At 68.4% G+C, this 24,112-nt stretch carries 19 protein-coding genes; 5 read left to right on the forward strand and 14 right to left on the reverse strand.

Translation table 11 applies throughout. The features are described from left to right. Window position 1: 1 nt before the first annotated feature. Genes E0W80_RS02935 through ileS form a run of 3 tightly spaced genes read right to left on the reverse strand, consistent with a single transcriptional unit; the run spans window position 2 to window position 5,111 of the window. On the reverse strand, window positions 2–415 hold the full coding sequence (locus E0W80_RS02935) for a DUF4233 domain-containing protein (RefSeq protein ID WP_240740442.1): 414 nt from the start codon (window positions 413–415) through the stop codon (window positions 2–4). Next, window positions 412–1,764: a folylpolyglutamate synthase/dihydrofolate synthase family protein gene (locus E0W80_RS02940; RefSeq protein WP_131491231.1), complete on the reverse strand. Its 1,353-nt coding sequence runs from the start codon at window positions 1,762–1,764 to the stop codon at window positions 412–414. The genes E0W80_RS02935 and E0W80_RS02940 overlap by 4 nt, the downstream gene beginning before the upstream one ends. Further along, window positions 1,761–5,111 carry an isoleucine--tRNA ligase gene (gene ileS / locus E0W80_RS02945; protein ID WP_131491232.1) on the reverse strand — a complete coding sequence of 1,117 codons (3,351 nt, stop codon included), beginning with the start codon at window positions 5,109–5,111 and terminating at the stop codon, window positions 1,761–1,763. Before ileS ends, E0W80_RS02940 begins: the two co-directional genes overlap by 4 nt. Window positions 5,112–5,378: 267 nt before the next feature. Between ileS and E0W80_RS02950 the strand changes: the two genes are divergently transcribed. Next, the gene (locus E0W80_RS02950; protein ID WP_131491233.1) at window positions 5,379–6,029 is read left to right on the forward strand and encodes a pentapeptide repeat-containing protein; all 651 of its coding nucleotides are present in this window, start codon (window positions 5,379–5,381) and stop codon (window positions 6,027–6,029) included. 7 nt (window positions 6,030–6,036) lie between these two features. Here E0W80_RS02950 and E0W80_RS02955 read toward each other — a convergent pair whose 3' ends face one another. Genes E0W80_RS02955 through E0W80_RS02970 form a run of 4 tightly spaced genes read right to left on the reverse strand, consistent with a single transcriptional unit; the run spans window position 6,037 to window position 10,946 of the window. Further along, window positions 6,037–7,545, reverse strand: coding sequence for an ABC transporter ATP-binding protein (locus E0W80_RS02955; protein ID WP_131491234.1), 1,509 nt, complete (start codon window positions 7,543–7,545; stop codon window positions 6,037–6,039). Further along, entirely contained in the window at window positions 7,542–8,354 is an 813-nt protein-coding gene (locus tag E0W80_RS02960) for an ABC transporter permease (RefSeq protein WP_131491235.1), read from the reverse strand. The genes E0W80_RS02955 and E0W80_RS02960 overlap by 4 nt, the downstream gene beginning before the upstream one ends. Next, window positions 8,351–9,307, reverse strand: coding sequence for an ABC transporter permease (locus tag E0W80_RS02965; protein WP_240740443.1), 957 nt, complete (start codon window positions 9,305–9,307; stop codon window positions 8,351–8,353). The genes E0W80_RS02960 and E0W80_RS02965 overlap by 4 nt, the downstream gene beginning before the upstream one ends. A gap of 28 nt (window positions 9,308–9,335) precedes the next feature. Then, a complete protein-coding gene (locus E0W80_RS02970; RefSeq protein WP_131491237.1) occupies window positions 9,336–10,946 on the reverse strand; it encodes an ABC transporter substrate-binding protein in 1,611 nt (536 codons plus the stop codon). Window positions 10,947–11,116: 170 nt separating this feature from the next. Here E0W80_RS02970 and valS point away from each other — a divergent pair, with 170 nt between their 5' ends. After that, a complete protein-coding gene (valS, locus tag E0W80_RS02975; RefSeq protein WP_131491238.1) occupies window positions 11,117–13,732 on the forward strand; it encodes a valine--tRNA ligase in 2,616 nt (871 codons plus the stop codon). Next, entirely contained in the window at window positions 13,732–13,947 is a 216-nt protein-coding gene (locus E0W80_RS02980) for a hypothetical protein (protein ID WP_047524009.1), read from the forward strand. Before valS ends, E0W80_RS02980 begins: the two co-directional genes overlap by 1 nt. 97 nt (window positions 13,948–14,044) lie before the next feature. Here E0W80_RS02980 and E0W80_RS02985 read toward each other — a convergent pair whose 3' ends face one another. Genes E0W80_RS02985 through tdh form a run of 4 tightly spaced genes read right to left on the reverse strand, consistent with a single transcriptional unit; the run spans window position 14,045 to window position 17,161 of the window. Then, window positions 14,045–14,263: a hypothetical protein gene (locus tag E0W80_RS02985; protein ID WP_131491239.1), complete on the reverse strand. Its 219-nt coding sequence runs from the start codon at window positions 14,261–14,263 to the stop codon at window positions 14,045–14,047. Beyond that, window positions 14,260–14,883 carry a helix-turn-helix domain-containing protein gene (locus tag E0W80_RS02990; protein WP_131491240.1) on the reverse strand — a complete coding sequence of 208 codons (624 nt, stop codon included), beginning with the start codon at window positions 14,881–14,883 and terminating at the stop codon, window positions 14,260–14,262. The genes E0W80_RS02985 and E0W80_RS02990 overlap by 4 nt, the downstream gene beginning before the upstream one ends. 56 nt (window positions 14,884–14,939) lie before the next feature. Continuing rightward, on the reverse strand, window positions 14,940–16,118 hold the full coding sequence (locus E0W80_RS02995; protein ID WP_131491241.1) for a glycine C-acetyltransferase: 1,179 nt from the start codon (window positions 16,116–16,118) through the stop codon (window positions 14,940–14,942). Beyond that, window positions 16,118–17,161, reverse strand: coding sequence for an L-threonine 3-dehydrogenase (gene tdh, locus E0W80_RS03000; protein ID WP_131491242.1), 1,044 nt, complete (start codon window positions 17,159–17,161; stop codon window positions 16,118–16,120). Before tdh ends, E0W80_RS02995 begins: the two co-directional genes overlap by 1 nt. 83 nt (window positions 17,162–17,244) lie before the next feature. Here tdh and E0W80_RS03005 point away from each other — a divergent pair, with 83 nt between their 5' ends. Both E0W80_RS03005 and E0W80_RS03010 read left to right on the forward strand, forming a co-directional pair. Then, window positions 17,245–18,162 (forward strand): LysR family transcriptional regulator, encoded by a 918-nt coding sequence (locus tag E0W80_RS03005; RefSeq protein ID WP_131491243.1) that lies wholly within the window; start codon window positions 17,245–17,247, stop codon window positions 18,160–18,162. Between the two features lie 31 nt (window positions 18,163–18,193). Then, window positions 18,194–20,260 (forward strand): M3 family metallopeptidase, encoded by a 2,067-nt coding sequence (locus E0W80_RS03010; RefSeq protein ID WP_131491244.1) that lies wholly within the window; start codon window positions 18,194–18,196, stop codon window positions 20,258–20,260. A gap of 121 nt (window positions 20,261–20,381) precedes the next feature. On the opposite strand, the gene clpX is transcribed toward E0W80_RS03010, so the two are convergent. The 3 genes from clpX to E0W80_RS03025 all read right to left on the reverse strand — a co-directional run bounded on the left by clpX (window position 20,382) and on the right by E0W80_RS03025 (window position 24,110). After that, window positions 20,382–21,650, reverse strand: coding sequence for an ATP-dependent Clp protease ATP-binding subunit ClpX (gene clpX / locus E0W80_RS03015; RefSeq protein WP_047524015.1), 1,269 nt, complete (start codon window positions 21,648–21,650; stop codon window positions 20,382–20,384). A gap of 169 nt (window positions 21,651–21,819) precedes the next feature. Then, window positions 21,820–22,671, reverse strand: coding sequence for an aldehyde dehydrogenase family protein (locus tag E0W80_RS03020; RefSeq protein WP_131491245.1), 852 nt, complete (start codon window positions 22,669–22,671; stop codon window positions 21,820–21,822). Continuing rightward, the gene (locus E0W80_RS03025) at window positions 22,668–24,110 is read right to left on the reverse strand and encodes an aldehyde dehydrogenase family protein (RefSeq protein WP_131491246.1); all 1,443 of its coding nucleotides are present in this window, start codon (window positions 24,108–24,110) and stop codon (window positions 22,668–22,670) included. The genes E0W80_RS03020 and E0W80_RS03025 overlap by 4 nt, the downstream gene beginning before the upstream one ends. Window positions 24,111–24,112: the final 2 nt, after the last annotated feature.

Raw genomic sequence — 24,112 nt, forward strand, 5'->3', positions numbered from 1 at the left:
GTCATTCACTCTCTGTCTGAGTCTCGGTCGTGGGAGCCGCGGAACGTCGTACGTCCAATCGAGCCCCTCCGATGGTCGCATACGCCCACATGCCGCCGAAAATCAGGACGACCAGCAGGATCGCCGGCACGAAGAACGCCGACAGGGCGACGAGGGCCTGGACGACCCATCCGGCGGTGAGCGCCCACGGCTTCGTGATCATGCCGGCGATGAGGATGCACACGAGCGCGAGGACCGCCCCGCCGACGATCCCCCACCACTGCTCGACGCCCTCGGGAAGCTGTCGCAGCCCGAAGATCGTGAGCCCGACCAGGAACACCACGATCGCCTCGAACCCCAGCACGACGGGCGCGAGCTTCTGCACGAGGGTGCGCGGCGGCCGAGGCGAGCGCGCGGCGGGCGCATCGGCGGTCATGCGCGCCACCCCGACTTCCAGTCCTCTTCCTCGGCCAGGGCGATCGCCTCGCCGGCGAGCACGACGGAACCTGCGATGATCACGGCACGACGATCGGAGGATGCGGCCCACTCCCGGGCGGCGTCGGCGGCGTCGGCGAGCGAGTCATGCACGGTCGCGCGCTGTCCGGTCTGCTCGACGAGGTCGGCGATCGCATCCGCGTCGCTCGCGCGTTCGGACTCCGGAGCCGTGGCGAACACGTGCGCGGCCCGTGGTGCCAGCTCCGCGACGATGCCCGCGGCGTCCTTGTCGGCGAGTACGCCGAGCACCAGACCCCACTCATCGAAGTCGAAGCTGTCGTCCAGAGCCTGCGCGAGCGCCTTGGCACCGTGCGGGTTGTGGGCGGCATCGACGATCACGGTCGGCGCGATGCCGAGCAGCTGCAACCGGCCGGGCGACGTCGTGCCCTGCAGGCCGTCGGAGATGATGTCAGGGGCGATCGCCTGGGACGCACCGCCGATCAGCGATTCCACGGCGGCGACGGCGAGTGCGGCGTTGTGACCCTGGTGAGCGCCGTACAGCGGGAGGTACTCCTCGGCGTATTCCCCGGCCAGTCCCCGGACGCTGAGCAGCTGTCCGCCGACCGCGAGCTTCTGCTCGGTGAGGCCGAACTCCTCGCCCTCGAACGCGATGGTCGCGTTGCGCTCGGCCGCCACTCGGCGCAGGACCTCGGCGGCCTCCGGGGGCTGCTGCGCGGATACGACCGCGGCACCTTCCTTGATGATGCCGGCCTTGGTCTGCGCGATCTCCGCGATCGTCCCGCCCAGGCGGTCCGCGTGGTCGATGTCGATCGGCGCGAACACCGCGACGTCGCCGTCTGCCGTGTTCGTGGAATCCCACTCACCGCCCATGCCCACCTCGAGCACCAGCACGTCGACGGGAGCATCCGCCACCGCGACGAAGGCCAGCACCGTGAGCAGCTCGAAGAACGTCAGCGGCGCGTCTCCCGCGGCCTCGAACTCGGCGTCGACGATGTCGACGAACGGCTCGATCTCGTCCCACGCATCCGCCACCGCCTCGTCGGAGATCGGCTCTCCGTCGATCATGATCCGCTCCGTGAAGCGCTCGAGGTGCGGGCTGGTGAACAGACCTGTCCGCAAGCCGTGCGCGCGCAGGAGGCTCTCGATCATCCGTGCCGTCGACGTCTTGCCGTTCGTGCCGGTGAGGTGCACGACGCGATAGGTGCGCTGCGGGTCGTCGAGGAAGGCGAGGATGCGCGCGGTGCGCTCCTTGCGAGGCTGCACCCACCGCTCGCCCGCCCTGCTCAGCAGCGCGTCGTAGACGGCATCCGCCCGTTCCCTGTCACTCATGCGCCTGCTCCGATCCTGGTGACGGCGATCGTGAAGTCGCCACGGTTGGCGTAGGTCCCGCTCGGGATGTCCGCCGTGAACTCGGCCGCGGGGAGCACGGCGTCGTCACGGTGAAGCGCGTGCTCCAACGCGAGGGTCTCCCCCGCGACATCGGCGACCTCGAAGGCGGCTGCCACCGCATCCGCGTCCTCGGCACTCGCGAAACGCAGTTCCAGGCGGATGCGGTCGCTGACGTCGAAGTCCGCGTTCTTGCGGGTCTCCTGCACGGCGCGGATGACGTCGCGGGCCAGTCCTTCGGCCTCCAGGTCGGGCGTCGTCTGCGTGTCGAGCAGGACGAACCCTCCGCTCGGGACGATCGCGAGTGCTTCGCCGTCGGGACGACCCGTCGTCTCGAGCACGAGCTCGTACTCCGCCGGCTCCAGCGCGATGCCGCCGGCGACGACCACGCCGTCCACTTCGTTCCAGTCGCCCGAGCGTGCGGCCTGGATCGCCTTCTGCACGTCCTTGCCGAGGCGCGGACCGGCCGCGCGAGCGTTCACACTCAGTCGGTGGTCGATGCCGTACTCGACCGCGGTCGTGTCCGTGAGCGGCACGACCTCGACGGACTTGACGTTGAGCTCCTCGCGGAGGATGTCCTCGAACTGCCCGAGTGCCCCCGCGAGCGGCGACACGACGGTGAGACGCGCGAGCGGCAGACGCACGCGGAGCTTCTCCTTCTTGCGCAGGGCGTTGCCGACGCTGGAGAGTTCGCGGACCGCATCCATCGCGTCGCGGATCTCGTCCGCGGCCGGGTACTGCGCGTCGTCGGGCCAGTCGGTCAGGTGCACGCTGCGTCCGCCGGTGAGCCCCTGCCACACGCGCTCGCTGACGAGCGGCACGAGGGGTGCCGCCACGCGGGTGAGCGTCTCGAGCACGGTGTAGAGCGTGTCGAAGGCCTCACGGCTCTTCGGATCGTCCGTGACGCCGGTCCAGAAGCGATCACGGGAGCGACGGATGTACCAGTTGGTCAGCACCTCGGCGAAGTCACGCAGACGCGCGGAGGCCGTGGTCGAGTCGAGACCCTCCAGATCCGCACGCACCTCGCGGACCAGATCGCCGAGCCTGGCGAGGATGTAGCGGTCGAGGACATCCGAGGAGTCCGTGCGCCAGGACGCCTCGTACCCGTCGGCGCCGGAGGCGTTGGCGTAGGTCGCGAAGAAGTACCAGGAGTTCCACAGCGGCAGCAGGAACTCGCGGACGCCCGAGCGGATGCCCTCCTCGGTGACCGCGAGGTTTCCGCCTCGCAGCACCGAGCTCGACATCAGGAACCAGCGCATCGCGTCGGAGCCGTCGCGGTCGAGCACCTCGGACACGTCCGGGTAGTTGCGCAGCGACTTCGACATCTTGTAGCCGTCGCTGCCGAGCACGATGCCGTGGCAGCTGACACCCGTGAACGCCGGGCGGTCGAACAGCGCGGTCGAGAGCACGTGCATGACGTAGAACCAGCCGCGGGTCTGGCCGATGTACTCCACGATGAAGTCCGCCGGTGAGTGCGAGTCGAACCACTCCTGGTTCTCGAACGGATAGTGCACCTGCGCGTACGGCATCGATCCCGAGTCGAACCACACGTCGAAGACGTCCTCGATACGGCGCATCGTGCTCTTGCCCGTGGGGTCGTCCGGATTCGGACGCGTCAGGTCGTCGATGTAGGGGCGGTGCAGGTCGATCTCGCCCTCGGGGTTGCGCGGCAGCGTCCCGAAGTCCCGCTCGAGATCCTCCAGGGACCCATAGGCGTCGACGCGCGGGTACTCCGGGTCATCGCTCTTCCAGATCGGGATCGGAGAGCCCCAGTAGCGGTTGCGGCTGATCGACCAGTCGCGGGCGCCCTCGAGCCACTTGCCGAACTGTCCGTGCTTGACGTTCTCGGGCACCCAGGTGATCTGCTCGTTGTTCGCGAGCAGGTCGTCCTTGATGTCGGTGACCCGGATGAACCAGCTCGACACGGCCTTGTAGATCAGGGGGTTCCGGCAGCGCCAGCAGTGCGGGTACGAGTGCTCGTAGCTCTGGAGCCGGATGAGGCGGCCGTTCTCCCGGATCAGGCGCACCAGCGGCGTGTTCGCCTCCATCCACAACTGACCCGCGACATCGGTGACGTTCGGGAGGAACCGGCCACCGTCGTCCAGCGAGAGGATCGTGGGGATGCCGGCAGCGCCCGCGACCCGCTGGTCGTCCTCACCGTAGGCCGGAGCCTGGTGGACGATGCCCGTGCCGTCGCTCACGGTGACGTAGTCGTCGACCAGGATCCGCCAGGCGTTCTCGGTGCCATAGGTCTCGGCGTCGGCGTAGTAGTCGAAGAGGCGGTCGTACGTGACGTCCTGCAGCTGCGCGCCACGCACGGTCGCGTCCACCGCGTCGAGCGCGTCCTCGGTGCTCTCGTAGCCGAGGTCCTTGGCATAGCCGCCGAGGAGGTCACGGGCGAGGAGGTAGCGATGTGCGGACGACTCGATGGCGGCATCCTCGGTCCCCGCCGTCTGATGGACGTCGGCGGCACCTGCCGGTCCCGCGGGGAGCACCACGTACTCGATGTCGGGACCGACGGCGAGCGCGACGTTGGTCGGCAGGGTCCAAGGCGTGGTCGTCCAGGCGAGGGCACGGACGCCCGTGAGTCCGAGCGCTTCGGCCTTGGCTCCCGTGAGCGGGAAGGTCACCGTGACGGACGGATCCTGGCGCATCTGGTACACGTCGTCGTCCATGCGCAGCTCATGGGCGCTGAGCGGCGTCTCGTCTCGCCAGCAGTACGGCAGGACGCGGTATCCCTCGTATGCGAGGCCCCTGTCGTACAGGGTCTTGAACGCCCAGAGCACGCTCTCCATGTACCCGAGGTCGAGCGTCTTGTAGCCGCGGTCGAAGTCGACCCAGCGCGCCTGGCGGGTGACGTAGTCCTGCCACTCGCGCGTGTACGTGAGCACCGAGTCCTTCGCCTTCGCGTTGAAGACGTCGATGCCCATGTCCTCGATCTCCGACTTCTCGGTGATGCCGAGCTGCTTCATGGCCTCGAGCTCGGCCGGCAGACCGTGGGTGTCCCATCCGAAGACCCGATCGACCTTGTGGCCGGTCATGGTCTGGAAGCGCGGGAAGACGTCCTTGGCGTAGCCGGTCAGGAGGTGTCCGTAGTGCGGCAGGCCGTTCGCGAACGGCGGACCGTCGTAGAACACCCATTCCGGTGCGCCCTCACGCTGCTCGATCGAGGCGCGGAAGGTGTCGTCGGACTTCCAGAACGCGAGCACCTCTTCCTCGATCTGCGGGAAACGGGGGCTGGGCGCGACGGAGTCGGCGGCGGGGCCGAAGGAGGAACGGGGGTAGGTCATCGTGTCTCGCAGTGTTCGTCGTGGCGGATGCTCCTGCGAGGACGACCCTCACGGACCGCGGTACCACCTCGCGTGCCACGCCGTGCGACGCGACCACTCTCACTGCGGCTGTGACGGGCCTGCCCCGCTCGGTTCTACTGAGCGCCGCCCGGGGGCTGCACCGTTCTTCCGAGAGCTCCCCGGTGATGGCCGGATCGATGCTCGTCCCTCCAGTGTACGCGGCATCCGACCTCCGACGCTGTCCGTGGCAGCACCTACCCTCGAAGGATGGCCCGCACCTCGGAATCACCGGCCCCGCCCCGCGTGACCGCTCCCGACCTCCCGTCCGTCCTCGAGGAGGCCGCCGCTGCGCGCAGTGCCGACATCCTGGGGTCGAGCCTCGAGCTCACCGGCACCGTCGACCTCGCCTATGCGACGCTCGAACAGTGCGCCGTGAGGGCCGATGCCGACGCCGTCGATCTCACCGGAGCGACCGTCATCGACGTCGACATGTCGGGCGCGCGGATCGCCTCACTCCGCCTGCGTGACGCCGGAGTGCGGCGGATGCGGATCAGCGGAGGACGCATCGGCACGCTCGACCTGAGTGAGGCGCGTATCTCGGAACTCGACCTGCGCGACGTGCGCATCGACTACCTGAACCTCGGCGCGTCGAAGGTCACCGACCTCGAGATCTCGGAGTGCACCATCCGCACGATCGACATGCCCCAGGCCGAGCTCACCCGCGTGCGGTTCACCGCCACGTCGACCGAGGAGGTCGATTCCCGAGGCATGCGGGCGAAAGACCTCGATCTGCGCGGCCTCGACGCCGTCGCGTTCCTCGATGCCAACAGCCTCCGCGGGGCCACCCTCACCTCGTTCCAGGTGCAGCAGCTCGCTCCGGTGATCGCGGCGGGCATCGGCATCCAGATCAAGGACTGACGGCCGATCAACGACCGGCAGCGCCGCCGGCATCGAGCAGCTCCCGAGTGAACGGGTGCCGAGGCGTCGCGAACACCTCCGCGGTGGTGCCCTGCTCGACGATCCGCCCGTCCTGCATCACCAGCACCTCGTCTGCGACCGCTCCGACCACGTCGAGGTCGTGCGAGACGAAGATCATCGTCAGCTGCCGTTCCTGCTGCAACCGTGCGAGCACCCGCAGCACCCGCTCCCGCACCGACGGATCGAGCGCCGAGACGGGTTCGTCGAGCACGAGCACCTGCGGATCCGCGGCGAGCGCCCTCGCGATGGCCGCGCGTTGCCGCTGCCCGCCGGAGAGCGCGCTCGGACGCCGCTCGGCGAGTTCCGGTGCGAGATCGACCTCGGCGAGGAGCCCGGCTACGCGCGCCGGCCGCTGAGCGCGAGGCACTCCCCCCGCTTCCAGCGCCTCACGCAGCGAACGGCCGATCGTCCAGCGCGGGTCGAAAGCCCCGAGCGGATTCTGGTGCACGAGCTGCACCCTGCGCTCCGTGGTCCACTGCAGAGAGCCGGAGTCCGGTGCGTCGACGCCGACGATCATGCGGGCCAGCGTCGTCTTGCCCGACCCCGATTCGCCGACGACGCCGAGCGTCCGCCCGTCTTTCAGCGTGAACGAGGCGTCGATGACCGCAGGCACCGTGCCGAAGCTCCGCGACACCCCGTCCGCGATCAGCACCGGCGGCGAGTCGGCGGGGACCGAGGCCCGCGGGTCGTGGATCGTGGCCGCAAGGAGCTGCTTCGTGTACTCGTGCCGTGGATTCTCGAGCACCTCGGCCACCGGCCCGGACTCCACGATGACGCCGCCCCTCATCACCAGGACGCGGTCGGCGATCCGGCGGACGGCCGCGAAGTCATGACTGATGAACACGAGAGCTGTTCCGGCATCCGTGATCTCGCGCAGCAACCCGAGGATCCGCGCCTGCACGGTCGCGTCGAGAGCGGTCGTCGGCTCATCCGCCACCAGCACGGCCGGAACCGCAGCGAGCGCGGAAGCGATGAGCGCGCGCTGCCGCAGGCCCCCGGAGAGTTCGTGCGGGTGCTGGCGGGCACGGTGGTCGGGATCCGGCATCCACACCTTCCGCAGGAGATCCCGCACCCGAGCCGCCCGCTCCGCGCGTCCGCGGATGAGCCGATGAAGGAGCAGCGGCTCGGCGATCTCGGTCCCGATCCGTCGCAGAGGATCGAGAGAGACCAGTGCATCCTGGGAGACGAGGGCGATCCCGGCGCCGCGCACCGCACGCCACGCGTGCTCCGTGAGCCCGGCGGTGTCCGTGCCGTCCACGATGAACTCATCCAGCGCGACGTCGGCCTCCGCGGGAGTCAGACCCAGCAGTGCGCGTGCCGTGAGGGACTTGCCCGCCCCGGACTCCCCCACGATCGCGATGCACTCTCCGCGGTCGACGGTGAAGGACACGTCGTCCACGACCGGCTCACCCTCGAAGGAGATGCGCAGACCCCGCACCTGCAGTGCAGCGCTCATGCCGTCCTCCCGTCTCCGCGCGCGCGGAGGATGCGCCCGACGACGGTCGCCGAGACGACGGTGAGGGTGATCGCGATACCGGGGAAGACCGAGATCCACCATGCCTGCCCGAGCACGTTGCGGCCGCCCGCCAGCATCAGTCCCCACTCCGGTGTCGGCTCGGACGGCCCGAGCCCGAGGAAGCTGAGCCCCGCCGCGGCGAGGATGCTCGACCCGATGCCGATCGTCGCCAGCACGCTCAGCGCGCCGAGCACACCGGGAGCGACGTGTCGCAGGAAGGCCGTCGCTCGCGGCACCCCGAGGATGCGCGCAGCCTCCACGTGCTCGGCGGCCCGGAGGGTCTGCGTCTGCATCCGTGCCAGTCGGATGTACACGGGAACCGCCGCCAGCGTCACCGCGATCGCGATGTTCACCGTCCCCGGGCCGAGCACCGCGACGACGACGAGCGCGACGAGGAATTCGGGAAAGGCCATCAGGATGTCGTTCACCCGCATCACGGTGGCGTCGACGCCCCGCGGCGCGACCCCCGCGAAGGCTCCGAGGAGCAGACCGACCGTGAGGGCGACGACGGTCGCGAGCAGTCCGATGCCGAGAGAGCGTCCGGCTCCGTACACGACCCGGGAGTAGACGTCGCGCCCGCTCTGGTCGGTGCCGAACAGGTGCTCCGTGCTCGGCGGGAGCAGGGCGGAGCGCACCTCCGTCTGGAGAGGGTCGTGGGTCGCGAGGGCAGCGGGCCAGAGCGCCGAGAACGCGATCACGGCGAGGACGGCGACGGCGGCCCACAGCAGCACGCGTTGCGCCCGCTTCATCGGGTGCCTCGACGGGTGCCTCGAGACGGAGCCGCTACCACCCGGGGATCGATAAGCGGATGCACGAGCTCGACGACGAGGTTCACCACGACGAACGCCAGGGCGCTCAGCAGGATGATGCCCGTGATGACGGGAAGATCGCGATCGTTGATCGCGGCGAGCGTGACCCTGCCCAAGCCCGGGCGCGCGAACACGGTCTCCACGAGCACGGCACCCCCGAGGACGGATCCCGTGAGGTACGCGGTCAGGGTGACGCCGGAAGCCGCGCCGTGTCTGAGCCCGTGCCGCAGCGTGAACCACGAAGGGCTCGCACCACGGGCCCGGACCGTCTCGGCGAACGGCATGCGCTCCGCCTGCATCAGTCCGTCGCGCAGCACCTGACTCAGCAGCGCAGCCACGGGAAGCGCCAGAGTGATCGCCGGAAGCACGAGGGTGGCGGGGTTACGGGCACCCGACACCGGGAACCAGCCCAGCCCGAACGCGAAGACACTGAGCAGGACGAGCCCGATCCAGAACACCGGCGAGGAGAGGATGACCAGCTCAATGCCGGCGGCGACCGTGCGTCCGACCTGCCCTCGGACGAACACCGCCACGGCGAGCGCGAGGACGACGGCGATCACGAGCGCCAGCACGGACAGCTGCACCGTCGCACCGAGTTGACGCCCGATCACCTCCGTCACGGGCATCCGCAGCTGGTACGACTCCCCCAGGTCGCCCCGCGCGAGCTGACCGATGAAGCCGAGGTACTGCTCGAACGGTGGTCGATCGAGCCCGAGATCGGCCCTGATGCCCTCCTTGACCGCTTCACTCACCTGCGCCTGCGGCCCCAGCATCACCGACACCGGGTCTCCGGGGATCACCCGGAACGCGAGGAAGGCCACGGTAGCCGCACCCCACAGGACGAGCACGACGGAGGCGGCGAGGCCGGCGATGCGGACGAGAGCAGTCTTCACCACTCGTGCCCTCCGCTCAGCCGGTGGTTCAGCCGACCGTCACATCGTAGAACAGCGGCCGACCGTAGAGGTCGTACTGCAGGCCCTCGACGCGGTCGCCGACAGCCGTGATCGCCGAGGGGCTGTAGAGCGGCACGATGGCCGTGTACTCGGCGTTCCACTGCTGCAGCTGCGTGTACAGCTCATTGCGCTGATCCTGGTCGCTGGTCGCCACGGCCTGCTCCAGCAGTGCGTCGATCTGCGGGTCGCTCACCTGCGACGCGTTCTGGAATCCGTCGGTGTGCAGGTGGCTGCGCAGCAGATCGGGGTCGACGCCCGAGAAACCCCAGTCGGTGAGGTCGAAGGTCTTCGGCTCGTACTGCTCGTTGTACGCCCCGGGCTCGAGCACCTCGCGCTCGACCTCGAAGCCGATCCCCTTGAGATCGGACTGGATCGCGTTCGCGAGAGCGGCACGGTCATCCGGCACCGGGGTCCAGGCGATCCATCGCACCGAGAGCCGCTCGCCGTCCTTCATCCGGATGCCGTCGGTGTCGCGTGCGGTCCACCCGGCCTCGTCGAGGAGCGTGTTCGCGGCGTCCTGGTCGAACGGCCAGCTGCCCTCAAGCGACGCGTCGTAGCCCGGGGTCGTCGAACCGAGGATGCTCCATGCACGCGGGAACTGGCCGAAGTAGATCTCTTCCACGGCGGCGTCGATGTCGATGCCGCGAGCGAACGCCTGACGCACCTTCTCGTCGGCGAACACCCCGTACTTCTCGTTCAGGTAGAGCGAGTACGGCAGACCGGGGTACTCGATCGAGTCGACCGTGATGCCGTCGCCGAGGTCTTTCGCGAGGTTCGGCGGGATGTTGCTGGCGAGGTCGGCCTCACCGCTCGTCACCACGCCGGTGCGGACGGCGGCCTCCGGCTGGATCTCCACGCGGAGCGTCTCGAACTTCGGGGCCTTCGTATCGTGCGGCCCCCACGCGTAGTCGTCGTTGCGGGTGTAGACGATCTCCTGATCCGGGGTGTACTCGGTGAGTTCGAACGGACCGGTGCCGACGGTGATGTCGGGCCCGCCCGCCTTCAGCTTGTCCGCCGAGGTCTCGAGGACGGCCGGCGAGTAGAAGCCCAGCTGCGGCGTGCTCGCGGCCTGCAGGAAGGGTGCGTACGGCTGCGTGAAGGTCACCGTCACCGTGTGCTCGTCGACGACTTCGGTGCCTTCGTAGAAGTCGGCGCCGAGCATGCTGGCCGCCTGCGCGGACGCGGTCTCGGGGTCGACGATGCGGTCGAAGTTCGCCTTGACCGCGGCGGCGTCGAACTTCTCACCGTCGGTGAAGGTCACGTCGTCGCGGAGAGTGAACGTGTACTCGGTGCTGTCGTCCGAGACGGTCCAGTCCTTCGCGAGCCAGGGTGAGAAGGATCCGTCGTCCTCCTGGAACACGAGCGAGTCGAGCACCGCCCGCTGCACCATGCCGGAGACGTCGAGCTGACTCACCTGCGGATCCATGTGCCCGGCCGAGAGGTTCGCCCCCTCGATGGACCAGACGAGCTCTCCGCCGTCCCCGTCGGAACCGGGGGTGGCGCAGGCGCTCAGCACCAGAGCGGTGGTGGCGGCGAGCGCGGCGAAGGGCAGCAGGCGGCGCGCGGGGTGTGCGGGCATGACGATTCCTCAGAAAGAGCGGGTCGGGGTGATCCCATCCTACGGCGAATTGTTGGACTGGGTCGATATGCCAGGTCGGCCGCTCTCCGGGACGCTCGGTAGACTGATCGGCACACCCACACTCAGGCACGCTCACACAGTGCCGCATACATCGTTCGAGGAGACCTTCCATGCCTGCATCCGAATCGACGCAGAACCAGATTCCCGACAAGCCCGTTCTCGAAGGCCTCGAAGCGAAGTGGGACTCCGCGTGGGCGGAGCAGGGGACGTACCTGTTCGACCGCCTGCGTGCGGCACAGGCCGGCCGTGAGGGCGTGTACTCGATCGACACCCCGCCGCCGACGGCCTCCGGCAGCCTGCACATCGGCCACGTGTTCTCGTACACCCACACCGACGTGAAGGCGCGATACGAGCGCATGCGCGGCAAGACCGTGTTCTACCCGATGGGCTGGGACGACAACGGCCTGCCCACCGAGCGCCGTGTGCAGAACTACTACGGCGTGCGCTGCGACCCGTCCCTCCCCTACACCCCGGACTTCGTCCCGCCGTTCGAGGGCGGCGACAACAAGTCGAGCCGTGCCGCCGACCAGCAGCCGATCAGCCGTCGCAACTTCATCGAGCTCTGCGAGCGCCTCACGATCGAGGATGAGAAGCAGTTCGAGGCGCTGTTCCGCCAGCTCGGGCTGAGCGTGGACTGGACGCAGACCTACCGCACGATCTCGGACGACACGATCCGTCAGAGCCAGCTCGCGTTCCTCCGCAACATCGAGCGCGGCGAGGCCTATCAGGCCCTGGCCCCGACCCTGTGGGACATCGACTTCCGCTCCGCGATCGCGCAGGCCGAGCTCGAGGACCGCGACCAGCAGGCGGCCTATCACACGATCGAGTTCCCCTTCGCCGACGGCTCGGGATCGATCGCCATCGACACCACCCGCCCGGAGCTGCTTCCCGCCTGCATCGCTCTCGTGACACATCCGGAAGGGCCACACAAGCACCTCATCGGCACCAAGGTGAGGACGCCGTTCTTCGGTGCGGAGATCGAGATCCACGGTCATCACCTCGCCCAGCCCGACAAGGGCACCGGCGCGGCGATGGTCTGCACCTTCGGTGACGTCACCGACATCGTGTGGTGGCGCGAGCTGCGGACCACCGAGGACCAGCCGCTGCCGAACATGACCACGATCGGCCTCGATGGTCGCTTCCTGCCCGAAGCACCCTCCTCTGTCGCGAACAGCGACGCGATCGCCTGGTACGCCGAGGAGCTCGCGGGCAAGACCGTCTTCAGCGCGCGCAAGGCGATCGTCGAGAAGCTGCAGGCGACCGGCGACATGACCGCGGTCGGCAAGCCCTTCAACCACGCCGTGAAGTTCTTCGAGAAGGGCGACCGTCCGCTCGAGATCGTCTCCACGCGCCAGTGGTACATCCGCAACGGCGCCCGTGACGGCGAGCTGCGCGACAAGCTCCTCGCACACGGTCAGGAACTGGCCTGGCACCCGGAGTTCATGCGGGTGCGGTACGAGAACTGGGTCGGTGGCCTGACCGGCGACTGGCTGGTGTCCCGTCAGCGCTTCTTCGGCGTGCCGATCCCCCTCTGGTACGCCCTCGACGAGAACGGGGAGCGCGATTACGACCGCGTGCTCACCCCGGATGCGGCGACGCTCCCGATCGACCCGACGACCGATGTGCCGGCGGGGTACACCGAGGACCAGCGCGGTGTGCCGAGCGGGTTCGAGGCCGAAGCGGACATCCTCGACACCTGGGCGACATCGTCGCTCACGCCGCAGCTGGCCGGGGGCTGGCAGCGCGACGAGGAGCTCTGGCAGCTCACTGCGCCGTTCGATCTCCGCCCGCAGGGACAGGACATCATCCGCACCTGGCTCTTCTCCACGATGCTGCGTTCCACGCTCGAGGATGACCGGACGCCGTGGCGCAACGCCGCGATCTCCGGCTTCATCGTCGATCCCGACCGCAAGAAGATGTCGAAGTCGAAGGGGAATGTCGTCACACCCGCCGACGTGCTCGACGCCCACGGCTCGGACGCGGTGCGCTACTGGGCCGCATCGAGCCGCCTCGGCATGGACGCCGCCTTCGACCCGCAGAACCCCACGCAGGTGAAGATCGGCCGCCGTCTGGCGATCAAGGTGCTCAACGCCGCGAAGTTCGTGCTGTCGTTCCCCGTGCCGGAAGGCGCGCAGGTGACCCACGCGCTGGATGCGTCGATGCTGACCGCGCTCGACGACGTGGTCATCGAAGCCACGAAGGCCTTCGACCGGTATGACGCCGCGCGGGCCCTGGAGCTCACGGAGGCGTTCTTCTGGACGTTCTGCGACGACTACCTCGAACTGGTCAAGGAGCGTGCCTACGACCAGACCGACGTGGGGCAGGCCTCCGCGGCACTCTCGCTGCGCCTTGCGCTCTCGACGCTGCTCCGTCTGCTCGCCCCGGTGCTCTCGTTCGCGACCGAAGAGTCCTGGTCGTGGTTCGAGGAGGGTTCGGTGCACACGGCCGCGTGGCCGACGCCCCTCGGCATCGACGGCGATCCGGCGGTCCTCGCCGCCGCGAGCGAGGCGCTGATCGGCATCCGTCGTGCGAAGACCGAAGCCAAGGCGTCGCAGAAGACCCCGGTGTCCCGCGCCGCGATCTCCGCGCCTTCCGTGAAGCTCGACGCACTCCGTGCAGCGGCGGACGACCTGCGTGCGGTCGGTCGCATCGCCGAGCTCGAGTTCAGTGAATCGGAGGAGTTCGCGGTGACGGCGATCGAGCTCGCCCCGGTCGAGGCATCCTGATGCAGCTCGGTACGCGCTGGGCCGCAGGGTCGGAAGCTCCGGCCTCGGTGCCCGCGTCCCTCCGGGCCGCCATCGCCGAGGTGGAGTCGAAAGGTCTCACGGGCCACTGGACGCTCACGTGGCTCGAGGGCCGCGCGATCGCAGAGCTCGATGCCGGCTGGGAGGTCTTCCAGGACCGCTCCGGCGAGATCATCGCGCGCCCCTTCGAGGACTGACCCGAGACCCCCGTGCAGCGCCGAGACCCCCTGCTGGCCGCGTAGGCAGCAGGGGGTCTCGGCATTCACCAGGGGCGTCGGCGCGTGTCCGGAACAGTCAGCGGCGGGGAGCCCCCAGCTGCGCGAGCAGGTGGTCCACCGCGCGGGGATCGTGTCGGCGCGCCTGCTGTTCGCGAAGGAGGTCGAGCGCGAGCACGCGCTTCTGTGCACGTCGGGCGATCCGGTGCTCGACGTAGACCGTGAGGCGGTCGGCCAGCTTCAGCAGCCCCCGCTCGGTCTGCGTCGGCGCCGTCAGGTGAAGTGTCGCACTGGTCATGATTCCTCCACAGCATCGTCGGTCGAACCCTGCACCGCGGTCGACGGCGTCGGCAGGTCGAAGAGTTCCGCGCGGAGCGATACCCGCCGCACGTCGGGTCCGGTCTGACCTCGGTAGCGCTCGATGGCACTCTCGACGATCGCCTCGAGCTCCTGCCGAAGGGACATCGCCTGGTCGGGAGTCATGTCGAGGTGGGTCGTGATCGTGATTCCCACCTCGCTCCAGGCCTCGGGCACCTCCGACTGCGGGCGGTTCAGGTACGACATCAACGTCTCGTGACGCAGGCGGAAGAACTCCGAGGTCACGATCTGTGCCGCCGCGCGGTTGGCCGGCGACGTCATGTCATCGGGCCCGGGCACGTCGATGCGCCCCTTGGGCCGCTCCCACCAGCGCTCCCGTGCGGTGCCCCGCCCCTCGACCTCGCGGATCAGGTCATGGGCGGCGAGAGCGCGGAGGTGATAACTCGTGGATCCGGAGGTCTCTCCGACGAGGGCCGCGAGTGAGCTGGCGGTCTGCGGGCCGCGTGAGGCGAGCAGGTCGAAGATCTTCACTCGGAGCGGATGCGCCAGAGCCTTCAGCGCACCGGCGTCGAGGGTGCGTACCTGCGTCTCGTTCGTCATGCATGCAAAGATACTCTTGCAAAGACTTCTTTGCAAGTTTTCCTTTGCACTCCCGTCTAGGCCACGGCAGCACGGGCCGCGACGAACGCCGCGACACATCTCTCCACCTGCTCCGGCGTGTGCGCCGCCGAGAGCTGCACCCGTATCCGCGCCAGGTCGCGGGGGACGACCGGGAAGCTGAAGGCGGTGACGTAGACCCCCCGCTCCTGCATCTCGCGAGCGATCCGCGCTGTCTTCGCGGCATCCCCGAACATCACCGGGACGATCGGATGCTCACCGGGAAGCAGGTCGAATCCCTCGGCTTCCATCCGCTCGCGGAAGAGTGCCGCGTTGCTGCGCAGACGCGACCGGAGGTCTGCCGAGCCCTCCACGAGATCGAGTGCGGTCAGGGTCCCGGCGACGATCGCGGGCGCGAGCGTGTTCGAGAACAGGTACGGGCGCGAACGCTGACGCAGCAGCGCGACGATCTCCGCATGCGATGCGACGTAGCCGCCGGATGCTCCGCCCAGGGCCTTCCCGAATGTTCCGGTGTAGATGTCGACGCGGTCGGCGACCCCGCACAGCTCCGGCGTCCCCCGCCCGTTCTCGCCCACGAACCCGACGGCATGGGAGTCGTCCACGAACACCAGGGCGTCGTAGCGCTCGGCCAGGTCGCAGATCGCAGCGAGGGGTGCGATGTAGCCGTCCATCGAGAAGACCCCGTCGGTCACGATGACCCTGTGCCGCGCATCCGACGCCGCCCGCAGCTGCTCCTCGAGGTCGGCCAGGTCACGGTTGCGGTAGCGAAGCCTGCGCGCCTTCGAGAGCCTGATGCCGTCGATGATCGACGCGTGGTTGAGCTCGTCCGAGATGATGGCGTCCTCCGCGGAGAAGAGCGTCTCGAACACTCCCCCGTTCGCATCGAAGCACGACGAGTAGAGGATCGCGTCGTCCGTCCCGAGGAAGTCGGCGAGACGGCGTTCGAGCTCGAGATGCTGCTCCTGCGTACCGCAGATGAAGCGGACGCTCGCGAGCCCGTAGCCCCATTCCTGCAGTGCCCCGGTCGCCGCATCCAGGATGCGCGGGTCATCGGCGAGGCCGAGGTAGTTGTTCGCGCAGAAGTTCAGCACCTCCGCGCCGTCCGCCGTGATCTCGGCACTCTGGGGGCCGCGAATGCCACGCTCATGCTTGGTGAGCCCGGCCTCCTCGATGGCCGCCAGCTCTCCCGCCACGTGGTCCTTGAAGGTTCCGTACATCACAACTCCGTCCAGTCGAGGATGATCTTGCCTGTTCCCGCTGACTCCGCCGCAGCGAAGCCTCTTCGCCAGTCGCGCACCGGGACGACGTCGGCGATCACACGTCCGATGGCATCGCGCAGGGTCGCGCTCGTCTGGAGCATCGCCCCCATCGCGTTCCAGGTCTCGAACATCTCGCGCCCGTAGATCCCCTTGATCGTGAGCATGTGGGTGACCAGCTTGCCCCAGTCGATCTCGAAGCCGCTGCTCGGCAGACCGAGCATGGCGATGCGCCCGCCGTGGTTCATGTTGTCGATCAGCGCCGGGAGCGCCGATGCCGCGCCGCTCATCTCGAATCCGATGTCGAAGCCTTCCCGCATGCCGAGGGCGTGCTGCGCGTCGCGGATGTCCCGCACCGAGACGTCGACGACCTCGTCGGCGCCCATCCGGCGTGCCATCTCCAGCCGCGGGGCGCTCACATCGGTCGCCGCGATGAAGCGGGCTCCGGCGTGCCGGGCGACGGCGATCGCCATGAGTCCGATCGGACCGCAGCCCGTCACCAGAACGTCTTCGCCGACGAGCGGGAAGGTCAGCGCCGTGTGGACGGCGTTCCCCAGCGGATCGAAGATCGCTCCGAGCTCCGGCGTCACATCGGCGTGATGCACCCAGACGTTCGCCGCGGGCAGCGCGAGGAACTCCGCGAAGGCGCCGTCCCGCTGCAGCCCGAGGCCGATCGTGCGGATGCACATCTGACGACGACCTGCTCGACAGTTGCGGCACGTGCCGCACACGATGTGCCCTTCTCCCGAGACGCGGTCCCCGACTGCGATGTCGTGCACCGAGGGTCCCACCTCAACGACCTCGCCGTAGAACTCATGGCCAGGGATCAGCGGGGCGGCGATCGCCGAGGCCGCCCAGTCGTCCCAGCGGAGGATGTGCAGGTCGGTGCCGCAGATCCCGGTGCGCAGGACCCGGATCACGACCTCATCGGGGCCGGCGGTCGGGTCCGGACGCTCGACGAGCTCGAGCCCGGCACCCGGTGCATCCTTGAACAGTGCCTTCATGCTTCCGATCCCAGCGCATCCGACCATGTAGAGCAATCGCCATCGTCTGCAGTGATCATTTAGCAAATGCTAATGTTTTGCGGATGGAGCTCCATCAATTGCAGATCCTGCGCGAACTCGGCGCGCTCGGAAGCGTCACGGCCGTGGCCGACGCCCTCCGGGTCACCCCCTCCGCGGTCTCGCAGCAGCTCACGGCACTCCAGAGAGGCTTCCCCACACCCCTCACCAAGAAGCAGGGACGGACCCTCTCCCTCACTCCCGCGGGCGCGGTCCTCGCAGCGGCGGCGACCGAGGCGATCGATGCCATGGCCGCAGCCCGGCATGCCGTGGAGGAGTTCGAGGACTCCCCGACCGGAGTCGTCAGCGTCAGCGGATTCCACAGCGTGGGGCAAGCGCTGTTCGGACCCTTGTTGCGCGAGTTCACGGGCGACGCGTCCGCACCGAGCGTGCAGGTCACCGACGAAGATGTCGCACAGAGCGAGTTCCCCGCATTGACAGCGCGCTACGATCTCGTCCTGGCGCATCGCATGGAGCATTCGGCACCTTGGCCGACAGCGGGGATGCGGAGTCTGACGCTCGTACGCGAGCCCCTCGACGTCGCCGTGTCGAAGTCGCACCCGCTCTCCACCCGGTCGAGCCTCATACCGGCCGATGTCGCTGGGGAACGGTGGGTCACCAGCCGCATCGGCTACTCCCCCGACGACGTGCTCCGCGCCGTGTCCGCCGTCGCCAGCCGGCCCGTCGAGATCCATCACCGCATCAACGACTACGGTGCCGTCTCCGCCGTGGTCGCCGCCGGCGGGGTGCTCGGGATGCTGCCGCGATACACGTCGCGCAGTGTGGACGACCGGGACATCGTGCGCATCCCGCTCGAAGGGGTGAGCACCCATCGGATGATCGACGTGCTCGCACGTCCGGAGAACCTGCGTCGACGCTCGGTCCGCACGGTCGTAGAAGCACTGCGGCGGGTGATGACGCGCCTGAGCGAAGACGGTTCCTGAGCCTGCGCAGGTCGATGGATAGGCTCGGAGGATGACCGACGCCACGAACCCGTTGCTGCAGCCGTCGCCCCTCCCGTACGGCCTCCCCGACTACCCGGCGATCCGGCCCGAGCACTATCTCCCGGCGTTCCAGGCGGGGTTCGACGAGCAGCTCCGCGAGATCCAGCGCATCACGATGGTCCGGTCGATGCCGACGTTCGAGAACACCGTGGAGGCTCTGGAGCGCTCCGGCGAGTTGCTCGACCGCGTCGCACACGTCTTCTACACCGTGAGCTCAGCAGACGCGACGCCGGAGATCCAGGAGATCGACGAGCAGCTCGCGCCGCTCATGGCCGCACACCAGGACGCGATCACGCTCGACGGCGCCCTGTACTGGCGGATACGGCAGGTGTACGAGCAGCGCGATGCTCTGGACCTCGACGCCGAGCAGCGGTATCTGGTGGAACGCCATCACCGGGAGATGACGCACGCGGGCGCGGGCCTGGATGACGAGGCCAAGACGCGGCTGACCGCGCTGAACCAGCGGCTGTCCACTTTGACCAACACCTTCGAGCGCAACCTGCTCAACGACACGAACGACCTCGCCGTCGTCTTCGACTCCGCGGCCGAGCTGGAGGGTCTGAGCAGCGGTGAGCTCTCGGCGGCCACACGTGCGGCGGCCGACCGGGGGCTGGAGGGGAAGTTCCTCATCACGCTTCCGCTCTTCACCGGGCACCCGGCGCTGGCCCAGCTGCGCGTGCGAGAGTCTCGACGTCGCATCATGGCGGCATCGCTCGCACGCGCTTCCCGAGGGAACGCGAACGACAACCGTGCCGTGCTGACCGAGATCGTGCGGCTGCGCGCGGAGCGAGCGGCTCTGCTGGGGTACGAGTCGCATGCCGCCTACGTCACCGCCGACGAGACGGCCGGTACTCCGGACGCTGTCGAGCAGATGCTGCGTCGCCTCGCCGGCCCCGCAGCGCGGAATGCGCGCGAAGAGCGGGCGGCGCTCCAGGCGATCGTCGACGAGACCGAGCCTGCCCCGTTCGCCGTCGAAGCCCACGACTGGGCGTTCTACACCGAGCGGGTCCGCACTGCGCGCTACGACATCGACTCCCGTGCCCTGCGCCCCTGGTTCGAAGCGGAGCGTGTCCTGCAGGACGGTGTCTTCTACGCGGCGACGCGGCTGTACGGCGTCACCTTCGCCGAGCGTGAGGATCTCGTCGCCTACCACCCGGGTGCGCGGGTCTTCGAGGTGCGCAACGCCGACGGCTCACCTGTCGGCCTCTACGTGCTCGACCTCTACACGCGTGACTCGAAGCGCGGCGGCGCCTGGATGAACGCGATCGTGAGTCAGTCGCGACTGCGCGGCACGGCTCCCGTCGTCGTCAACAACCTGAACGTGCCGCTGCCGGGTGACGGGGAGCCGACCCTGTTGACGCTCGACGAGGTGACGACGCTGTTCCACGAGTTCGGGCATGCCCTGCACGGACTCTTCGCGCGCGTGACGTACCCGCACTTCGCGGGGACGAACGTGTTCCGCGACTTCGTCGAGTTCCCGAGCCAGGTGAACGAGATGTGGATCCTGTGGCCGGAGGTCCTCGACAACTACGCGCGTCATCATGAGACCGGCGCCCCTCTGGATCCCGCGATCGTGGAGCGTCTGCGCGCCACCGAGACGTTCGACCAGGGGCACGCGACGAGCGAGTACCTGGCTGCTGCCTGGCTCGACCAAGCCTGGCACCGGCTGGGCACCGACGCGAAGGTCATCGACGTCGCCGCGTTCGAGGCTGCCGCGTTGGCCGACATCGGCCTCGATGACCCCGCGGTGCCGACGCGCTACTCCTCCACCTACTTCGCCCACGTGTTCTCCGGCGGATACAGCGCGGGCTACTACTCGTACATCTGGAGCGAGGTGCTCGACGCCGATACCGTCGAGTGGTTCCGCGACAACGGCGGTCTCACTCGCGGCAATGGCGATCGGTTCCGCGAGCGGCTGCTCGGTGTCGGGGGCTCGAAAGATCCTCTCGCCGCCTACCGTGACTTCCGTGGACGCGACGCCGAGATCGAACCGCTCCTGAAACGGCGGGGACTCAGCGACGGAATCGTGGGACGCTGACCGCTTTCGTGCCTATCGCGACGATCCCCGCGCCATGCCGATACTCCTCGACGAGGATGGCATCATCGGTCCTCGACGATGGTCTCGCTCGACGGCGTCGTCCAGGGCGCCGGGCGTCCGGTCACGCGCTCTTGCGCTTGCGCTCCATCACGATGGTCGGCGGCGCGCCCTCTTCGACAGCCGCCCGAGTCACGATGACCTTGGCGACGTCTTCCGCCGACGGGATCTCGAACATGATGGGTCCGAGGACATCCTCGAGGATCGCGCGGAGGCCACGCGCGCCGGTCTTGCGCTCCACGGCGAGGTCGGCGATCGATCGCAGTGCGTCCTCTTCGAACTCGAGCTGCACACCGTCGATCTCGAACATGCGCTGGTACTGCTTCACCAGCGCATTGCGAGGCCCCGTGAGGATGTCGATCAGGGCGTCCTGGTCGAGGGGCGAGACGTTCGTGACGACGGGGAGACGCCCGATGAACTCGGGGATCAGGCCGAACTTGTGCAGGTCTTCCGGGAGCACTTCGCTGAAAAGATCGAGGTCTTTGCCCTTGTCATGCAACGGGGCGCCGAAGCCGATGCCGTGCTTGCCGACCCGCGCCGACACGATGTCTTCCAGGCCGGCGAAGGCTCCCGCGACGATGAACAGGACGTTCGACGTGTCGATCTGCAGGAACTCCTGATGCGGATGCTTGCGTCCGCCCTGCGGGGGCACCGAGGCCACCGTGCCCTCGATGATCTTGAGCAGTGCCTGCTGCACACCCTCGCCCGAGACATCACGCGTGATCGACGGGTTCTCCGCCTTGCGGGCGATCTTGTCGACCTCGTCGATGTAGATGATGCCCTGTTCGGCGCGCTTGACGTCGTAGTCGGCGGCCTGGATGAGCTTGAGCAGGATGTTCTCAACGTCTTCACCGACATAGCCGGCCTCGGTCAGCGCCGTGGCATCCGCGACGGCGAAGGGAACGTTGAGGCGCTTGGCGAGCGTCTGCGCGAGATAGGTCTTCCCGCAGCCCGTCGGGCCGATGAGGAGGATGTTGCTCTTCGCGATCTCGACTTCTTCGGCGCGCTGCTCCGCCGTCTGAAGTGTGCCGTGCGCGCGGACGCGCTTGTAGTGGTTGTAGACCGCGACCGAGAGAGCGCGCTTCGCGGGCTCCTGGCCGACGACGTACTCCTCGAGGAAGGAGAAGATCTCACGAGGCTTGGGCAACTCGAACTCCGCTGCCCCGTCGGCGGACGACTCCGCCATCCGCTCCTCGATGATCTCGTTGCACAGCTCCACGCACTCGTCGCAGATGTACACGCCGGGGCCGGCGATGAGCTGCTGGACCTGCTTCTGACTCTTTCCGCAGAAAGAGCATTTGAACAGGTCAGCGCTTTCACCGATGCGTGCCATGCGCGTCCTCCTATGGGGGGATCAGAGATCGTCCTTCGAGCCTAACCGCTGCATGTGACACAGGGCCGCATTGGCGCGGACACGTCGGAAGCCGGACGACGTTGCGGCGCCTCGCCCGGTGCGCACCGGGCGAGACGCCGCAGCATTCGGAGAGATCCGCGGACGCGGATCAGACCATGCTCTTGGTGTGCCAGACGGTCTTCACCTCGGTGAAAGCACCGATCCGCTCCGGGGAGGCGATCACTTCACCCGGCGTGAGCACGCGCTTGAGCGTGTCGGCGGCCGCGATCTGCATGTCGACCCAGTCGAGGTCGCCCGCGCCGGCCAGATCGAGGGCGTTCACGTCCTGATGCGAGGCGAGCCACGGGGCGATCTCGGCCGGCGAACCGGTGAGCACGTTGACGACGCCGCCGGGGACGTCGCTCGTGGCCAGAACCTCCGCAAGGCTGATGGCCGACAGCGGGTGCTGCTCACTCGCGACGACCACGACGGTGTTACCCGCGACCAGAGCAGGCGCGACGACCGAGACGAACCCGAGCAACGACGAGTCCTGCGGGGCGACGATGGCCACCACACCGGTCGGCTCCGGTACGGAGATGTTGAAGTACGGACCGGACACCGGGTTCGCATTGCCCGCCACCTGGGCGTACTTGTCGCACCATCCGGCGTACCAGACCCACAGATCGATCGCCTCGTCGACCTGAGCGGCAGCAGCGGACGACGAAGCCCCCTCCTGCGCCACGATCTCGTCGATGAACTGCGCTCTGCGGCCTTCGAGCACCTCGGCGACACGGTACAGCACCTGCCCGCGGTTGTAGGCGGTCGCACCCGACCAGCCCTTCACCGCGGCACGCGCGGCGACCACGGCATCGCGGGCATCCTTGCGTGACCCCTTGGCGGCGTTCGCGAGGAACGCGCCCTTGGGTGAGAGCACCTCATAGGTGCGTCCGGACTCACTGCGCGGGAAGGCGCCGCCGATCGCCAGCTTGTACGTCTTCGGAACGGTCAGACGCTTGCTCATGCTGCGGCTCCCTTGAGGTAGGCGGTGAGTCCCTGACGTCCGCCTTCGCGGCCGTACCCGGATTCCTTGTAACCGCCGAACGGGCTCGACGGGTCGAATCGGTTGAACGTGTTGGCCCAGATCACACCGGCGCGCAGTCGGTCGGCCACCGCGAGGATGCGCGATCCCTTGTCCGACCAGATGCCGGCGGAGAGGCCGTAGGGCGTGTTGTTCGCCTTCGCGATCGCCTCCGCCGGGGTGCGGAAGGTCAGCACCGACAGCACAGGGCCGAAGACCTCATCGCGGGCGATGCGGTGCGACGCCTCGACCCCGGTGAAGATCGTCGGAGCGAACCAGAACCCCTGTTCGGGGATGGCGCAGTCGGCGGTCCACCGCTCCGCGCCCTCCGCCTCACCGATGTCGCTGAGCTCGCGGATCCGCGCGAGCTGCGCGGCGGAGTTGATCGCACCGATGTCGGTGTTCTTGTCGAGGGGATCCCCCAGCCGCAGCGTCGACAGGCGAGTCTTGAGTCGGTCGACGACCTCGTCGTGGATCGACTCCTGGACCAGCAGACGGCTTCCGGCACAGCACACATGGCCCTGATTGAAGAAGATGCCGTTCACGATGCCCTCGACGGCCTGGTCGATCGGCGCGTCGTCGAACACGATGTTCGCCGCCTTGCCGCCGAGCTCCAGGGTGACCTTCTTGGCGGTTCCTCCCACGGCCCGGGCGATGTCACGACCGACCCCCGTGGAACCGGTGAAGGCGACCTTGTCCACGTCGGGGTGGCGCACCAGCGTCGATCCGGTCGCGCCGGCTCCGGTCACGATGTTCACGACACCGGCCGGAAGGTCGGCCTGCTGCAGGATCTCCGCGAAGAGGAGCGCCGTCAGCGGGGTGGTCTCGGCGGGCTTGAGCACGACGGTGTTCCCGGCCGCGAGAGCGGGCGCGATCTTCCACGCGAGCATCAGCAGGGGGAAGTTCCACGGGATGATCTGTCCGGCGACGCCGAGCGCGCGCGGGTTCGCCCCGAGTCCGGCGTGATCGAGCTTGTCCGCCCACCCTGCGTAGTAGAAGAACCAGGAGGCGACGAGGGGCACGTCGACGTCACGGCTCTCCTTGATCGGCTTTCCGTTGTCGAGGCTCTCGGCGACCGCGAGCTCACGGGCGCGCTCCTGCACGAGGCGGGCGATGCGGAAGAGGTACTTCCCGCGGTCGCGTCCGCTCATCTTCGACCACGTCTTGTCATAGGCGCGGCGCGCGGCGGCGACCGCACGGTCGACGTCCTCGTCGCTGGCGGAGGCGATCTCGGCGATGTGCTTCTCGCTCGACGGCGAGATCGTCGAGAAGGACGAACCGGAGCCGTCGACGAACTCGCCGTCGATGAACAGACCGTAGCTGTCCTTGAGGTTCAGGATCGCGGTGGACTCCGGTGCCGGAGCGTATTCCAGAAATGACATGT

It is taken from the genome of Microbacterium sp. PI-1 (genome assembly GCF_004337555.1).
In the GTDB taxonomy this organism is placed as follows: domain Bacteria; phylum Actinomycetota; class Actinomycetes; order Actinomycetales; family Microbacteriaceae; genus Microbacterium; species Microbacterium aurugineum.

Excerpts from the sequence above, each read along its gene's own strand:
- E0W80_RS02935 (WP_240740442.1), bottom strand. The coding sequence starts at position 415 with ATGACCGCCGATGCGCCCGCCGCGCGCTCGCCTCGGCCGCCGCGCACC.
- E0W80_RS02940 (WP_131491231.1), bottom strand. The coding sequence starts at position 1,764 with ATGAGTGACAGGGAACGGGCGGATGCCGTCTACGACGCGCTGCTGAGC.
- ileS (WP_131491232.1), bottom strand. The coding sequence starts at position 5,111 with ATGACCTACCCCCGTTCCTCCTTCGGCCCCGCCGCCGACTCCGTCGCG.
- E0W80_RS02950 (WP_131491233.1), top strand. The coding sequence starts at position 5,379 with ATGGCCCGCACCTCGGAATCACCGGCCCCGCCCCGCGTGACCGCTCCC.
- E0W80_RS02955 (WP_131491234.1), bottom strand. The coding sequence starts at position 7,545 with ATGAGCGCTGCACTGCAGGTGCGGGGTCTGCGCATCTCCTTCGAGGGT.
- E0W80_RS02960 (WP_131491235.1), bottom strand. The coding sequence starts at position 8,354 with ATGAAGCGGGCGCAACGCGTGCTGCTGTGGGCCGCCGTCGCCGTCCTC.
- E0W80_RS02970 (WP_131491237.1), bottom strand. The coding sequence starts at position 10,946 with ATGCCCGCACACCCCGCGCGCCGCCTGCTGCCCTTCGCCGCGCTCGCC.
- valS (WP_131491238.1), top strand. The coding sequence starts at position 11,117 with ATGCCTGCATCCGAATCGACGCAGAACCAGATTCCCGACAAGCCCGTT.
- E0W80_RS02980 (WP_047524009.1), top strand. The coding sequence starts at position 13,732 with ATGCAGCTCGGTACGCGCTGGGCCGCAGGGTCGGAAGCTCCGGCCTCG.
- E0W80_RS02985 (WP_131491239.1), bottom strand. The coding sequence starts at position 14,263 with ATGACCAGTGCGACACTTCACCTGACGGCGCCGACGCAGACCGAGCGG.
- E0W80_RS02990 (WP_131491240.1), bottom strand. The coding sequence starts at position 14,883 with ATGACGAACGAGACGCAGGTACGCACCCTCGACGCCGGTGCGCTGAAG.
- E0W80_RS02995 (WP_131491241.1), bottom strand. The coding sequence starts at position 16,118 with ATGTACGGAACCTTCAAGGACCACGTGGCGGGAGAGCTGGCGGCCATC.
- tdh (WP_131491242.1), bottom strand. The coding sequence starts at position 17,161 with ATGAAGGCACTGTTCAAGGATGCACCGGGTGCCGGGCTCGAGCTCGTC.
- E0W80_RS03005 (WP_131491243.1), top strand. The coding sequence starts at position 17,245 with ATGGAGCTCCATCAATTGCAGATCCTGCGCGAACTCGGCGCGCTCGGA.
- E0W80_RS03010 (WP_131491244.1), top strand. The coding sequence starts at position 18,194 with ATGACCGACGCCACGAACCCGTTGCTGCAGCCGTCGCCCCTCCCGTAC.
- clpX (WP_047524015.1), bottom strand. The coding sequence starts at position 21,650 with ATGGCACGCATCGGTGAAAGCGCTGACCTGTTCAAATGCTCTTTCTGC.
- E0W80_RS03020 (WP_131491245.1), bottom strand. The coding sequence starts at position 22,671 with ATGAGCAAGCGTCTGACCGTTCCGAAGACGTACAAGCTGGCGATCGGC.
- E0W80_RS03025 (WP_131491246.1), bottom strand. The coding sequence starts at position 24,110 with ATGTCATTTCTGGAATACGCTCCGGCACCGGAGTCCACCGCGATCCTG.